The organism is Neobacillus sp. (genome assembly GCF_031988165.1).
GTDB classification, from domain to species: Bacteria; Bacillota; Bacilli; order Bacillales; family Cytobacillaceae; genus Neobacillus; species Neobacillus rhizosphaerae.
The window spans coordinates 39337-54333 of the sequence record NZ_DALZYO010000038.1 but is presented as its reverse complement, the minus strand read 5'-3'; the positions used below and the strand labels follow the sequence as shown (position 1 = coordinate 54333).

Annotated in this window: 17 protein-coding genes; 15 read left to right on the top strand and 2 right to left on the bottom strand. The window is 37.4% G+C overall.

The annotated features are described in order from the left end of the window. Window positions 1-476: 476 nt before the first annotated feature. Window positions 477-827 carry a GNAT family N-acetyltransferase gene (locus tag RTR43_RS20175; protein WP_248735964.1) on the top strand — a complete coding sequence of 117 codons (351 nt, stop codon included), beginning with the start codon at window positions 477-479 and terminating at the stop codon, window positions 825-827. 26 nt (window positions 828-853) lie between these two features. Here RTR43_RS20175 and RTR43_RS20170 read toward each other — a convergent pair whose 3' ends face one another. After that, on the bottom strand, window positions 854-1375 hold the full coding sequence (locus RTR43_RS20170; protein ID WP_312474442.1) for a DUF309 domain-containing protein: 522 nt from the start codon (window positions 1373-1375) through the stop codon (window positions 854-856). A gap of 174 nt (window positions 1376-1549) precedes the next feature. Then, window positions 1550-1636 (bottom strand): YjcZ family sporulation protein, encoded by an 87-nt coding sequence (locus RTR43_RS20165; protein WP_248736060.1) that lies wholly within the window; start codon window positions 1634-1636, stop codon window positions 1550-1552. 207 nt (window positions 1637-1843) lie between these two features. Between RTR43_RS20165 and RTR43_RS20160 the strand changes: the two genes are divergently transcribed. The 14 genes from RTR43_RS20160 (at window position 1844) to RTR43_RS20095 (ending at window position 14883) form a co-directional block, all read left to right on the top strand. Continuing rightward, window positions 1844-2614 (top strand): segregation/condensation protein A, encoded by a 771-nt coding sequence (locus tag RTR43_RS20160; RefSeq protein ID WP_312474440.1) that lies wholly within the window; start codon window positions 1844-1846, stop codon window positions 2612-2614. Beyond that, window positions 2601-3185: an SMC-Scp complex subunit ScpB gene (gene scpB, locus RTR43_RS20155; RefSeq protein ID WP_312474438.1), complete on the top strand. Its 585-nt coding sequence runs from the start codon at window positions 2601-2603 to the stop codon at window positions 3183-3185. The genes RTR43_RS20160 and scpB overlap by 14 nt, the downstream gene beginning before the upstream one ends. A 98-nt stretch (window positions 3186-3283) precedes the next feature. Next, complete coding sequence (locus RTR43_RS20150; protein WP_312474435.1) at window positions 3284-3709, top strand: hypothetical protein; 426 nt, start codon at window positions 3284-3286, stop codon at window positions 3707-3709. Between the two features lie 32 nt (window positions 3710-3741). Beyond that, window positions 3742-4230 carry a YpuI family protein gene (locus RTR43_RS20145; protein WP_312474433.1) on the top strand — a complete coding sequence of 163 codons (489 nt, stop codon included), beginning with the start codon at window positions 3742-3744 and terminating at the stop codon, window positions 4228-4230. A gap of 141 nt (window positions 4231-4371) precedes the next feature. Continuing rightward, on the top strand, window positions 4372-5268 hold the full coding sequence (locus RTR43_RS20140) for a superoxide dismutase (RefSeq protein WP_312474429.1): 897 nt from the start codon (window positions 4372-4374) through the stop codon (window positions 5266-5268). A 227-nt stretch (window positions 5269-5495) separates the two neighbouring features. Then, a complete protein-coding gene (locus tag RTR43_RS20135; RefSeq protein WP_312474426.1) occupies window positions 5496-6641 on the top strand; it encodes a D-alanyl-D-alanine carboxypeptidase family protein in 1146 nt (381 codons plus the stop codon). Beyond that, window positions 6634-7221 carry a nucleoside recognition domain-containing protein gene (locus RTR43_RS20130; RefSeq protein ID WP_248735972.1) on the top strand — a complete coding sequence of 196 codons (588 nt, stop codon included), beginning with the start codon at window positions 6634-6636 and terminating at the stop codon, window positions 7219-7221. Before RTR43_RS20135 ends, RTR43_RS20130 begins: the two co-directional genes overlap by 8 nt. A gap of 6 nt (window positions 7222-7227) precedes the next feature. Next, the gene (locus RTR43_RS20125) at window positions 7228-7764 is read left to right on the top strand and encodes a spore maturation protein (RefSeq protein ID WP_312474423.1); all 537 of its coding nucleotides are present in this window, start codon (window positions 7228-7230) and stop codon (window positions 7762-7764) included. 236 nt (window positions 7765-8000) lie between these two features. Next, window positions 8001-8738, top strand: coding sequence for a 23S rRNA pseudouridine(2605) synthase RluB (gene rluB / locus RTR43_RS20120; protein ID WP_312474421.1), 738 nt, complete (start codon window positions 8001-8003; stop codon window positions 8736-8738). A gap of 98 nt (window positions 8739-8836) precedes the next feature. Further along, window positions 8837-9361: a thiol-disulfide oxidoreductase ResA gene (resA, locus tag RTR43_RS20115; RefSeq protein ID WP_312474419.1), complete on the top strand. Its 525-nt coding sequence runs from the start codon at window positions 8837-8839 to the stop codon at window positions 9359-9361. A gap of 21 nt (window positions 9362-9382) precedes the next feature. Next, complete coding sequence (gene resB, locus RTR43_RS20110; protein ID WP_312474417.1) at window positions 9383-11005, top strand: cytochrome c biogenesis protein ResB; 1623 nt, start codon at window positions 9383-9385, stop codon at window positions 11003-11005. Continuing rightward, the gene (gene ccsB, locus RTR43_RS20105) at window positions 11006-12193 is read left to right on the top strand and encodes a c-type cytochrome biogenesis protein CcsB (RefSeq protein ID WP_312474415.1); all 1188 of its coding nucleotides are present in this window, start codon (window positions 11006-11008) and stop codon (window positions 12191-12193) included. A 195-nt stretch (window positions 12194-12388) separates the two neighbouring features. Then, window positions 12389-13105: a response regulator transcription factor gene (locus RTR43_RS20100; RefSeq protein WP_248735978.1), complete on the top strand. Its 717-nt coding sequence runs from the start codon at window positions 12389-12391 to the stop codon at window positions 13103-13105. Then, the gene (locus tag RTR43_RS20095) at window positions 13102-14883 is read left to right on the top strand and encodes an ATP-binding protein (RefSeq protein ID WP_312474410.1); all 1782 of its coding nucleotides are present in this window, start codon (window positions 13102-13104) and stop codon (window positions 14881-14883) included. The genes RTR43_RS20100 and RTR43_RS20095 overlap by 4 nt, the downstream gene beginning before the upstream one ends. The last annotated feature ends 114 nt before the right edge of the window (window positions 14884-14997 follow it).

Sequence of the window (14997 nt, the reverse complement as noted above, 5' to 3'; positions counted from 1 at the left end):
TTTTTGTTTTTTGGTGTAGAATGGAGGATAAAGAAAACTCACCGACTGGCGGGTCCCTAAGGGCGGTTCATGAGGGGGGGCGTCGAAAAGTCAGCTTTTCGACTGCCAAGCTTATGTTCACGAAGCATTCCTTAGAGCACTTTTGCCTGATAGGCAAGATATACTTTCCTATTGGATAAGAAAGAACTCTTTTTGGAGGATCGTTTTTAATGAAAAGAAACAACTGGGTTTTATTTGGTATTCTTATTGGCCTTTCCATTATTTGGGGAATTATTTACTGGATCTTTATTGCGCCTACCCGATAGCAATAATTGTAATTGATGATTGCCCAATAGTTATGTATGATTGTTGTTAGTGAAACATTATAAATTCACCTACATATAATGAATAAGGTTTATTAATGATTTATTTGAAAAAAATATACTATTACTAAACCAGAGTGTTCATTGGTTTATTTAATATAATGAGGGATCTAAATGTTAATTCGTTATAAGAAAACATTCGAAAAAATTGCCATGGGTTTATTGTCTTTTATGCCGAATGAAAAGGATTTAAAGAAGCTTCAGCAAACCATGAAAGAATATGAGACAGAAGAGGATTGGCAGCTTTTTCTGTGGAAAGAAGAAGATATTATTGGACTCCTTGGGGTCCTGTACCATGAGGATAAAAATGCTCTAGAAATTCAGCATATTTCAGTCAATCCTTCCCATCGTTTTCAAGGGATTGGAAAAAGAATGGTTAAAGCACTAAAAGAAATGTATACAGATAAAGATATTATCTCAAATGAAAATACAGCAGCTTTTATTGAAAAATGTGAATTATGTTAGATTTTAGCGAGTGGCAGCGAATATCATTATTCGCTGCCTTTTCGCATCATTAAAGACTGATATCTTTCCTGAATAACGTCTGTTCTGTCCCGAAATTTATGACGATGAACTAGGTTATTATTAGTGATATCACTTTTTTGACCCCATGTAAATCCTTCACTTATACAAGATTTTTTACACAATTCTAATAAGACAGTGTCACAGATAGGTAAATCAAAGCTTTCATATACTACTTCTGTTTCAATGAATGATAAACGCTTTTTTAGTGACTCGGAGAGGAGAATTTTATCTAAGCCAAGAATTGTTAACTCATCTACTTGTGTTTCAAAAATCTTTAACGATTTTTCTAACGTTTTTTTCGCACCTATAAAATTGCTTCTCCGGTGATGATAAGAAGAAACTGCTAATAAAATAAGACCGACCCAGATGGAATCCTTGTTCCCGGAATCTGTCTTTTTCCAATATTCTTCAAGTACTTCATGGCACTCAAAATAATCTCTGTCACCATGAAAATGGGTTAAAAATTGGATATATTCTTTCGGATACAAATAATCCCCCCTCAACTAATGATTAATACTTAGTTTATCATACTCGAATAGGTTCTTTGGTAAAAGGAATCCTGTAAAAAAAACCCGTCAGGATTGACGGGCCTTCGCTTGTTCTAATCAATTTGTCCGATCCAAAAAGGAACAAGGTTTCAAGCAGGTACTTCCTTTTTTATATTAATAGATCCAAGAAGCACCAACGATTATTAACAAAATAAATAGTACAACGATTAATGCAAAGCCGCCTCCAAAACCGCCATCCATATATAAAACCTCCTAAAAGATATTGTTCTTTTCCATGTCATCTTATGTAGGATATTTGTCCATTGTTATGGGCAAACATCATGTTTTCATAATAAAACCCTACACGGTTGAATTTTCTATTGGATAACCCAATTGAATCCACTATACTAGTAATAGTCATTGTAATAACTAAATGAATATTATTTTTTAAGAATTTTGGTGAGATTAATGCCATATCAGGTGAAAATAGATGCGTTTGAAGGGCCATTAGATTTGCTGCTCCATTTAATAAATCGACTTGAAATTGATATATATGATATTCCAGTTGCCCAAATTACGGAACAATACTTAATTTATATTAAAACAATGAGTGAGCTTAAATTAGATGTGGCGAGCGAGTTTTTGGTTATGGCTGCTACCTTACTCGTCATTAAGAGTAAAATGCTTTTGCCGAAGCATGAAGAGTTTTTCGATGATGAAGACCATGAAATGCCCTTCGAGGAAGACCCAAGAGATGAACTGGTTGAACGTTTGATTGAATATCGAAAGTACAAGGAAGCTGCCCATGATTTAAAGTCAATGGAAGAAGAACGCGGCTTAATGTATACAAAACCGCCGAGCGATCTTTCAGATTTTGCGAAAGAATCCCAGCCTCAACAAGCAGAGTTAAATGTTTCTCTTTATGACATGTTAGCTGCTTTTCAGAAATTATTACGCAGAAAGAAACTCCAGCGGCCAATGGCTACAAAAATTGCCCGTCAGGAAATATCGATTGAAAAAAGAATGACTGAAATAATGGATGAATTAAAACAGCTTAAAGGGCGGAAAAATTTTAATGATTTATTTCCGTATCCTGGGAAGGAACATATCGTCGTTACCTTTTTAGCTATTTTGGAGCTTATAAAAAGAAAAGAAATTGACGTAGAGCAGCAAGAAAACTTTGGAGATATCTTTGTTGAAGCTCTAAAGGAAGGAGCAGATGTGGTTGGATATAATTAATTGGAACAGCATACTCGAAAGTCTATTATTTGCAGCAGGTGATGAAGGGCTTTCGCTAAAGCAATTGGTAGAAGTCTTAGAGGTGGATGAACTGAAGGCAAGTGAAATCATTGAGGATGTAAAACAAGAATATGAGCAAAACAATAGAGGAATCATGATTGTTCAGCTTGCAGGAACCTATCAATTGGCAACGAAGAAGGAAAATGCCGCTTACTTAAAGAAGCTGGTGGACTCTCCACATACAACGACTTTATCTCAGGCTGCACTAGAAACGTTGGCTATCATTGCCTATAAACAACCGATAACACGGGCGGAGATTGAAGAAATCCGTGGAGTAAAAACGGAAAGACCGCTACATACACTGAGTGCAAAAGTGTTAATAAAAGAGGTTGGTCGTGCAGAAGGAACAGGAAGAGCTTATTTATATGGGACGACGAAAGAGTTTCTCGATTATTTTGGTTTAAAAAGCTTGGAAGAACTACCACAACTTCCTGAAAAAGTAGCGGATGAATTTATTCAAGAGGAAGCAGATTTATTTTTTGAGAAATTCCAGGAAACGATTAACTCATAATTCCCCATTTATTAGGGGTATTTATGATAAAATAAAAATACGTTTTCAGTTAATCAGATCATAAAGAGAATGAGCTGAGCAATTCGATAAGGAGCGGGATGAAGGTGCTAATAAAAGAATGTAGAGGGTTTGAATTAGAAAAAGAAAAATCAAATACTTCGGAGGATTTTTTTAATAGGAGTGAAGTTACTTTCAGCGAAGATGGGCAGGAAAGAACACTTCACGTTCTTTATGTTCGCTATTTTGATGAAATCATCCAGGAATTTACTCCATACCAACAAGACCCGATCATTGTTCAAGAAGGAAAAGAGGTCAAGTTCAAGGATATCGTGGCACTTGTGTGTCTATTGAAAAATCCAGGCTTGCGTGGGCGGAAGCGCCTATATATCAATTCTAAACATGAATTTGCTGCAAATTTTCAAGATATAAATTTTAATAAACTGCCAGAAATATTTCAAGCTTTGAATCAAAAAAGCAGCTATGAGCTCAGGTCTCCACTTGAGTTCATCATGCAACCTCAATAAAGGGAAATTGGAGAAAATCTAAGGGGGTAACTATGGGGAATACGTTAGTAAATTCACAACTAAACGATGTAAAAGGGTTCCTAAGTAAGACCATTTCAACTTTAGAGGATTTCTTAAATGAAACAACCATCACGCAATTGCATAAAGAAAATGAAGAGGAACGGTCCTATACAAAATTAATTTTTTCAAATTTACGTAAACTTATCGTGTATAGCGAGGAAGGCTTGGATGCCTGTTCGGTCATTTTTCAAAGTGAACCTTTTCAAAAAGCGGCAGCGGAAAAAATTCTTTATAAAATTTACCATCAATGTATAGAAGAATTTTTTGCGCCAAAGAATGATGCCTGGTACGAAGATAGTCGATCCGCCTATACAGGGAGGAATTCCATTAAGTTTTATCGTAATGTCCCGGATAGCATCGAGCAACTGCTTATTAGTCTTGAAGGAGAATTCCAGCGAATTAGAGAAGAACTTGAGTATTACGAAACGGATTACAGAACAAAAATGATTCAATCCAAATAAATCTACATGGAAGGTTGCCTTTTTGACGGGGCAGCCTTTTTACTTTTTCTAATCCGTTCTTAATCAATTATACCTTTCATACCATTTAGGTAGAATTATTGTTTTCCAACGATAATAGGGCTATGGAATGAGGGGGATAAGATGGATCGGTTTAGTCGATATGTCATTGAACTATTTGAATGGAATGAGCAAATGAAACAGTTCCTAAACTCTGAAAAGGTTGGTCAAGACTCAGAACTATGGGGAAAGCTTGAAGATTTTACAGAATTGATTGAAAGCACAAACCGTGAGTTATCAAATGAGGAGCTACTATCTCTTCAAACAAAAGCAGAGCATATCCATGAACAAATGGAAGATTACTTTAAAAGAAAACAAGAAAAAGCAACAGGAAATATCTGGATAGTCGAAAAGCGAATTCCACCGGGTGGCCATACTCTACCAGATCTTCCTTATCCCTATAATGCCTTAGAGCCCTATATTTCTGAAGAAATAATGCATCTGCATCACGATAAGCACCATCGTGCCTATGTTGATGGGTTAAATAAAGCAGAACTTAAGCTAAAAATAGCAAGGGAGACCAATGAATTTTCATTAATTAAACATTGGTCGAGAGAGCTTGCCTTTCATGGGTCGGGTCATTACCTTCATACAATTTTTTGGAAAAATATGAGCGCAAATGGCGGTGGAAATCCCCATGGACCGTTAAAAGAAGAAATAGATCAATACTTTGGGAGTCTTAACGCTTTTAAAAAACAATTTTCAGAAGCGGCAAAACAGGTTGAAGGTGTCGGCTGGGCCTTGTTAGTTTGGTCACCTAGGGCAAGGCATCTAGAAGTATTACAATCGGAACGGCATATGTTACTTACCCAGTGGGATACGATTCCGCTTCTTGTCCTTGATGTTTGGGAGCATGCCTATTATCTGCAATATAAAAACAACAGGGCTGAATACGTGGACAAATGGTGGAATATCGTTAATTGGCATGATGTCGAAATGAGGTTTGAAAAAGCAGCAGATATTAAATGGCCTGCATTTTAAAAATGAAGAGTTCTCATTTAAGCAGTCGACAGTTGTCGGGTGCTTTCGTTTTTCTCAAGGAAGTAGTCATATCAAACCTTGTCCTGCATAAAATTGAATTGTACAAGACTAGACAAGTAGATTGTAAGAAAAGCGTAAGCGCCCGTTTAGCGGAGCTGGAGCTAGACAATTCTCAAAGTCTAATGATATAAATTCTGATTTTATAAGAAGGGGACGAGGTAAATCTGATGAGAATGATTTCGAAGTTAGTAATTTTTTTCCTCATGGTCTCACTATTCATTGCAAACATTCCTCAAAAGGTGGATGCTTCCCTTGGAGTAAGTGCAGCTGGTGCCGTACTTATCGAGCAGAAATCTGGTCGGGTCCTTTTTGAGAAAGATGCCTACACAAAAAGGAGGATTGCGAGCATAACAAAAATTATGACAGCGATTCTCGCGATTGATTCGGGGAAAATGAATCAAATGGTAAAGGTAAGTGAAAAGGCGACTCGTGCTGAAGGGTCATCCGTTTATTTAAAACCTGGAGAAAAAATCCAACTGAACGATCTGGTTTATGGATTGATGCTAAGATCTGGAAATGATGCCGCTGTAGCCATTGCCGAATATATTGGTGGAAGTGTCGATGGATTTGCCTATTTAATGAATCAAAAAGCAAAGGAAATAGGGATGTATAATACCCATTTTGCTAATCCGCATGGACTAGATGATCATGAAGATCATTACTCAACAGCATATGATATGGCCATTCTAATGCGCTACGCTATGAAAAATAAGACATTCCAAAAAATCTCTAGTACCAAGGTATATCATGCTCCGAATCCAACAGAAAATTGGGACCGTGAGTGGAAAAATAAAAACCGCCTGCTTTCAAAATACAAATATTGCACAGGAGGAAAGACAGGGTTTACAAAAAGAGCGAAAAGAACGCTTGTCACTACCGCAACAAAAGGAGATATGAGCCTGATTGCTGTAACCTTGAATGGACCAGATGATTGGAATGATCATATTTCTATGTATGAAAATGGCTTTAAAGGGTTCGACATGATTGAAGTGTTGTCGAAGGGTAAAATTGATTTAGTGAAAAACAAATATTATAAAAATCATTTGTACGTAAAAAAGTCAATTGTCTATCCTGCAACAAGCGCTGAAGCGGACTTATTTTCAGTGAAATTTAAGTTAAATAAGCCGGAGAAAAACTGGGGTTCTACTAAGAAAACGGAAAAAGTTGTTGGGAAGGCAGCTGTTTATTTGGATGGGAGAGTTGTACAGGAAATCCCGATTTACTATGGAAACGTTCCTGAAAAGAAGAAAGGGCTGTTCCATTTTATTATGGAAATTTTCCTTTCAGTCATCGGTGTGAACGCCAATGGTTAATTATATATGGGTATTTATGACGATCATAGGCATTGTTTTTGCACTGATTAATGGAACTATGGAGGAAGTAAATAAGGCAATATTTGATGGTGCAAAAGAAGCGGTAACTCTTTGTATCGGTTTAATTAGTGTTCTTGTTTTCTGGCTAGGCATGATGCGAATTGCAGAGGAGTCAGGACTCCTTGAACGTCTTTCTAAACTATTTCGACCAGTAGTAAAAATTATCTTTCCCGAAGTCCCCACAAACCACCCTGCGATGGGGTATATCTTATCAAATATGATTTCTAATATGTTTGGGTTGGGGAATGCAGCAACTCCTCTCGGAATTAAAGCAATGGAGGAACTTAAGAAATTAAATGGGGGGAAGAATGCTGCAAGCAGGTCAATGGTTACCTTTTTAGCTATAAATACAGCAAGTATTACAATTATTCCGACAACCGTTATTGCCATTCGAATGAACTATAAATCCACTTCTCCCACTGAAATTGTTGTTCCAACCATTATTGCCACCATACTTTCGGCAATAGGGGCAATCTTGATAGACCGCTACTTTTATTATCGCAGAAGCCGTAAAGGGTGAAAATATATGGAACTAATTTCGCTAATTTCGTTGACTTTTATCCCTTTATTAATAGGGTTTATTCTATTATATGGTACCATTAAACAAGTACCAACTTATGAAAGCTTTGTTGAAGGTGGAAAAGAAGGTATAAAAATAGCGGTATCCATCATTCCATTTCTTGTCGGGATGCTGGTCGCCATCTCTATATTTCGTGCATCTGGTGCACTGGACGCATTAATGAATTGGATTAGGCCGCTTACGAAAGCGATGGGAGTACCAGCGGAAATTGTTCCATTGCTAATCATCAGGCCCATTTCGGGAACAGCTGCTCTTGGCATGACCAGTGATTTAATTGCTACCTATGGTCCGGATTCTTTTATTGGCCGGCTTGCATCAGTTTTACAAGGGAGCACGGACACGACCTTTTATGTATTAACCGTATATTTTGGTGCAGTTGGAATTAAAAAAATGGGGGACGCTCTTAAAGTTGGTCTTCTTGCAGACGTAGTAGGAATTGTTGCGGCAATTGCTGTGGTTGCCTTGGTATTTGGAACAAAATAAGCTGAAATTAAGAAAAAGAGAGAAAAAGTAAGTTCTCATATTGGGAACTTACTTTTTTTCTTCATTATTAAAGCCCGTTACTTTGAAAAGTGGAGAAATTGTGTCATAATTCATTAGAATAGTAAGGTGAAAAGGCTTTATATGTAAATGGGAAATATTCCTATTTACAAAACAGAGTGAAAAAGCGTAAAAATGGGCCAAACTTTCATATTCGGAAAAATTTAGAGGTGAAATAAATGGAAAGATTGCAAAAAGTTATTGCTAGAGCTGGGATTGCTTCCAGAAGAAAATCTGAGGAACTTATAAAAGAAGGCAGAGTAAAGGTTAATGGAAAGGTTGTTACTGAGCTGGGTTTGAAAGTTACTTCTTCCGATAAAATTGAAGTAAATGGAATCCAAATTGAGAAAGAAGAGCCTGTCTATTTTCTTTTATATAAACCAAGAGGAGTCATTTCAAGTGTAAGCGATGAGAAGGGCAGGAAAGTCGTTACTGATTTCTTTTCTAACTTTAAAGAAAGAATTTTCCCAGTTGGCCGCTTAGATTATGATACATCAGGATTATTGCTGTTAACGAATGACGGGGAATTTGCCAATTTGCTTATGCACCCAAGTAATGAAATTGAAAAAGTGTATGTTGCAAAAACAAAGGGCATCCCGCTCCCGGAGAACCTAAGAAAATTACAAAAAGGAATTCGGCTGGAGGACGGGAAAACAGCACCAGCCAAAGTGAAAATGCTCTCAGGAGATAAGAAAAAACAAACAGCTATAGTTGAGATTAGTATTCATGAAGGAAGGAATCGTCAGGTTAGAAGGATGTTTGAAGCAATTGGTCATGACGTAATGAAATTAAAGCGTGAGCGATATGGATTCTTGACCTTGAACGGGTTAAAGGCAGGAGAGGCGAGGGAACTGACTCCACATGAGGTAAAGCAGTTGAGGGCCTTAGCAATGGGTGTTTCTAAAAAAAATTCATAGAATCGTCACAAATAGTTTCTTTCATTAACACTATATTGATATTGCAAAATGCTATAATTTATACAAACTGTGTCTGTTGATTTACTGGAGGGTTCTTTATGAAAAAACGGCGATTAGTAATAAGAACTATTATTTTGCTTGTACTTGGTGCTGCCGTTGTTTACACGCTATATGCTAATTTTACTAAAGACAATAAACAAAAAGTGGCAGTTGGTGACACGGCGCCTGATTTTGCGCTGGTTGATATGGAAGGAAACAAACATCGACTTTCTGATTATCGAGGACAAGGAGTGTTCCTGAATTTTTGGGGAACATGGTGTCCTCCGTGTAAGAAAGAAATGCCATATATCAATAATCAATACCATCAATTTAAAGACAGAGGGGTTCAGCTTATGTCTGTAGATATACAGGAATCCCCACTCGCCGTTCAACAATTTGCAGACCGCCTTAAGCTTGATTTTCCCATTATGATTGATTCAGAAAAAGAAGTTATGAATACTTATGGTGTTGATCTGCTTCCAGCCACATTTTTAATTGATAAAGATGGGAAGGTTGTGAAATATCATACGGGAGAGCTGACTGAAAATATGATTAAGGAATTTATGGAGAAAATTAAACCTTAAGGTTGTAGGGAGTTTTTTAGTATGAAAGATGTGAAATGTGAATGCGGGCACGTGAATCCACATGGAACCGTGTTGTGTGAGGCCTGCGGTAAGGTGTTGGACGAACGAGAAAACAAGGATGAATTACTTGATATGCGCTATGAAGGTAGTGCACGCCGCTCACAAACCTATAATAAAACGATTGTAGATAAAATATGGAATTTCTTTTCGTCGGTAAAGGTCGGCGTCTGGCTAATTATCATTACCTTACTTGCTTCCATACTAGGAACCATACTTCCACAGAAAATGTATATCAACCTGCCTCCTGATGTGTATTATGAGCAAGAGTATGGTTGGTTTGGAAAATTATATTACCAGTTAGGGTTACATGATTTGTATGGCTCTTGGTGGTATTTATTGTTAATCGCTATGATTGGAATTTCACTTGTCATTTGTAGTCTTGATCGGGTTGTACCTTTATATAAGGCCTTAAAAGCGCAAAGAGTTACACGAAATGAAGGATTCCTTAAGCGTCAGCGTCTATTTGGGACCAACCATGTGATAGATGCCCAAGACTTCGACATTGTGAAGAAACATTTAAAGGAAAAACACTACCATGTTCGCGAAGAAAGTGGCGATTTATTAGCGGAAAAGGGCCGTTTTTCCCGCTGGGGACCATACGTTAACCATGTAGGTTTAATCATTTTCTTATTTGGGGGCATGCTCCGTTTTATCCCTGGGATGTATGTCAATGAAAACTTGTGGGTGAAAGAGGGAGAAACCACCGCAGTTCCAGAAACGGGAGAAACATTTTATCTGCAAAATAATCAATTTATTTTACAGCACTATGATAAAAATAAAGATAAAGCCTTCGAAAAAGCGATTGAACAGGCTGGTGAGGTCGTAAAGAATTATCAATCCAACGTCGTTTTATACAAACGGGTTGGTGAAAGTCTTCCTGGGGAGAAGCCAAAGCTAGAGAAGGTAACCGAATATAAGGTTCGTGTCAATCACCCATTAACCTTTGATGGTTACTCTCTTTTCCAATCCTCTTTTAGAAGTGAGCTAAAAGCAATGACCTTTATGCTGACAAATAAAAATACGAATCAGACTTTTGGAGAGATGAAAATCAACTTTGAGGATCCAAAGGAAAAGTATGATCTTGGAAATGGCTATTCGGTAAAAATTCTTAATTATTTTCCGGATTTTGAATTTGATAAGAACGGGGATCCATCAACGAAATCGCGAGTACCCAACAATCCTGCCTTTATTTTTCAAATGATCTCTCCTGAAAATCCAGATGGTGAAAAGAGTTTTGTCGCTATTAAACAGACCATTGAGCCCTTTGGAGATAATACTTATAAGATGGCTTTTAAGGGTATTGAAACAAAAAATGTTTCAGGATTTATTGTTCGCAAGGATTCAACATTATGGGTGATAATTTTGGGTGGAATCCTTTTCATGATTGGTGTTATTCAAGGGGCTTATTGGAACCACCGCCGGATTTGGGTCCAAAATAAAAACGGACAGATTTGGATTGCTGCCCATACGAATAAAAATTGGTATGGTCTTAAACGGGAGATTGAAAAGGTAATAGAGGATACGAAGCTTAACATGCCGGACGATCAACTTCAAAGTGAACAAGCGGATAAGGGGGGAGTTTAGTTGGCAACAATAAGTAGTAATTTATTGTTTATTGCTTTTATTCTATATTTAGTTGCAACCCTATTTTTTGGGGGATCAATTAAATCTAAGAAAGAGCTAAATGAAAAGAAAGAAACCAACAAATGGGGGAAAATTGCAGTTGTTTTAACAATAGTAGGTTTTATTGCACAGCTTGGTTATTTTATTACAAGATGGATAGCTGCTGGTCATGCTCCAGTTAGTAATATGTTTGAGTTTACAACATTTTTTGGGATGGCACTTGTAGGTGCGTTTATAGTTATTTATTTTATTTATCGGACAACCTTACTGGGATTATTTACTATGCCAGTGGCTATTTTAGTTATTGCTTATGCAAGTATGTTCCCTAAGGACATTACTCCATTAATTCCAGCGTTACAAAGCTATTGGCTTCATATTCATGTTACGACGGCAGCAATTGGGGAAGCGATCTTGGCAATTAGTTTTGCCGCTGGGTTAATTTATCTCGTCAAGGCGATTGATCAAACAAAATTGAACAAACGAAACTTTTGGCTTGAAGTAGTTATGTTTGCACTAGTAGCCGTCCTGGGCTTTGTTGCAGTTTCAACTGTCTTTTCAGCAGCAAGTTATCATGAGAAATTTAATTGGACAGATAAACATGGAACTGTTGCCGTTGTTGAATATACCATGCCGGCTATTTCTGGTCCTCATGCCGGAGAATTGCTTACAAAGGATGGATTTAAACCGCTGATTGAAATGCCAGCATTCATTAATGCCAAAAAATTTAATACTGTTATTTGGTCATTAATGGCCGGTATTCTCCTTTACGGCTTAATTAGATTAATATTAAGGAAGCGGATTGCCGCAGCACTTCAACCATTGGTTAAAAACATTAAACTCGACTTTGTGGATGAGATTAGCTACCGATCTGTATTAATTGGTTTCCCGGTATTTACCTTAGGTGCCCTCATTTTTGCGATGATTTGGGCGCAAATGGCTTGGTCCAGGTTCTGGGGTTGGGATCCAAAGGAAGTTTGGGCCTTAATCACATGGCTTTTCTATGCTGCGTTTTTACATCTACGTCTTTCAAAAGGGTGGCATGGTGAAAAATCAGCATGGCTAGCCGTCCTTGGATTCGTTATAATCATGTTTAACCTTGTTGCTGTTAATCTGGTTATTGCCGGCCTCCATTCCTATGCTGGTTCGTAATTTACCATCTCGACTAATATAAATTTTATAGCCTTCACTTTTTGTTGAGTGAAGGCTTTTTTTAAAATAAAAAATAATTTATTATTAGTATTTGGCATTGTCAAATTATTGACACTTTTTATAGGAGTAATTGTCCTGAAAAGATAGCAAAAAATAATAACATTTCGTAAAATAAACTCCATGGGGGGATTTATAATGGAAAAAGACGTGAAAATTTTAGTAGTGGATGATGAAGAAAGAATTCGCCGCTTATTAAAAATGTATTTAGAGCGTGAAGAGTATATGATTGATGAAGCAGAAGACGGTAATGAGGCATTAACAAAAGCAATTGCCAATGACTATGATGTCATTCTTCTTGACTTAATGATGCCAGGTAAGGATGGTATCGAGGTTTGTCGCGAACTAAGGGAGAAAAAAGCTACACCGATAATCATGTTAACGGCAAAAGGTGAAGAAATCAATCGCGTTCAGGGCTTCGAAGTGGGCACAGATGATTATATTGTCAAGCCATTTAGCCCGCGCGAGGTGGTCTTACGTGTTAAAGCGCTACTAAGAAGGTCATCGCAAACAAGTTATCTACAAACGGAAACAACTACGAAGGATGTCATTGTCTTCCCACACCTTACCATTGATAATGACGCCCATCGGGTAACGGCTGATGGCAAAGAAGTTAGCTTAACACCAAAAGAATATGAATTGCTTTACTTCCTTGCTAAAGCACCGGACAAAGTATTCGATCGCGAACAATTACTGAAAGAAGTTTGGCATTATGAATTTTTCGGTGATTTACGGACGGTTGATACCCATGTAAAGCGACTTCGTGAGAAATTAAACAAAGTGTCCGAACAAGCAGCAAGAATGATTGTTACAGTTTGGGGAGTAGGCTACAAATTTGAGGTAATTAATGAATGATCTTTTTACGAAGTGTTGTAGGTAAGCTTTGGTTTACCATCCTTTTATTAGTATCATTTGTGCTGTTCATCTTAACAGTCATGCTGCTTGAATTTTTCCAAAACTACAACATCGATGTTACAAAGAAGGACTTAACCAACACCGCTGAAAAAATTGCGCACGTTTTGGAAGAACATCCGGAAGATAAATTCCCGCTTGGTTTAGAAATATCTTGGGAAATTATCGATGATGTTACCAAAGTGGTTATCGTAAAAAACGACCAAGAAATCTATTACTCTCCAAATACGGAAAAGGCAATAAAATTATCATTAACGGATATAAAACATGATCCGGAACTATCAAAGGTGTTCCGCTTAGACACATCAGTTGAAAAAATGTCAAATCTTTCTGCTAATAATGGTAATAGAGATACCAACTATTCGATAATAGGTGTCCCACTACATTTGCCTGGAGAAAAAAATGGAGCCGTTTTTATTTATCAATCTTTAGAAGATATGCAGGAAACCTCACAATCAACAACCAAGTTTATTCTTCTCGTTGCAGGTGTCGCCATTATTCTAACAACTATTTTTGCGTTCTTTTTATCTACGAGAATCACTGCACCACTTAGAAAAATGAGGGAGGCTGCATTCGAAGTAGCTAGAGGGAAATTTGATACTAAGGTTCCGATCTTAACTCATGATGAAATTGGGGAGTTGGCAACGGCCTTTAATCAGATGGGCCGGCAATTAAAGTTTAATATGAATGCTCTCAGTCAGGAAAAAGAACAGCTTGCAAGTATCTTAAGTAGTATGGCAGATGGGGTCATTACTTTTAATCGGGATGGTACGATATTAATCACCAATCCTCCTGCAGATCGATTTCTTCAATATTGGTATTACGAAAAAGGAGGATTTGAATCTGATTCTGAGGGGATTCCAACGCAAGTTATGGAACTTTTTCAACAAGCTGTTGATACAGAAAAAGAGCAGATCGGTGAAATTTCACTTCAAGGCCGTCATTGGGTTATTCTGGTTAGTCCGTTGTATAGTAACCAATTTATTCGCGGGGCAGTTGCAGTTCTAAGGGATATGACAGAGGAAAGGCAATTAGATAAAATGAGGATAGATTTCATTGCCAATGTTTCACATGAACTGAGAACACCTATTTCCATGCTGCAGGGATATAGTGAGGCAATTGTAGACGATATCGCTGAATCGCAAGAAGAGAAAAAAGAAATGGCAAAGGTTATTTATGATGAATCATTGCGTATGGGCCGGCTTGTTAACGAGCTTCTTGATCTTGCTCGTATGGAGGCTGGACATCTTCAATTATCGTTTGAAGATATAGACTTATCTCCATTTATCAATCGAATTATTCATAAATTCCAAGGCTTAGCTAAGGATAATGAAATTCAATTAAACGCGGAAATTGAAGACGGAATATCGTCGGTTTCCTTTGATCCTGATCGGATTGAGCAGGTTCTCACTAACTTAATTGATAATGCTATAAGGCATACTCCAAAAGGTGGGTCTGTAAGGTTAAAGGCTACTTCTGAAGACATGGGCATCAGATTGGAAGTAAAAGATTCAGGCTCCGGAATTCCTGAAGAAGATTTGCCCTTCGTTTTTGAGCGATTTTATAAAGCCGATAAAGCGAGGACACGGGGGAGAGCTGGTACAGGACTTGGGCTGGCAATTGTGAAAAATATTATTGATGCGCATCATGGGTCTGTTTCTGTTCAAAGTAAAATGGGTCTAGGAACAACATTCACTTTCCTGCTACCTCGAAAAAAGTAATATTACCAATGATTTTGCCGATTGTTCTTGATTCACGAGAAACAAATCAAAAGCTCATCGCCTTAGGTGGATGAGCTTTTTCTAATGAGGAATTGAATTTTTCCATGAATGGAT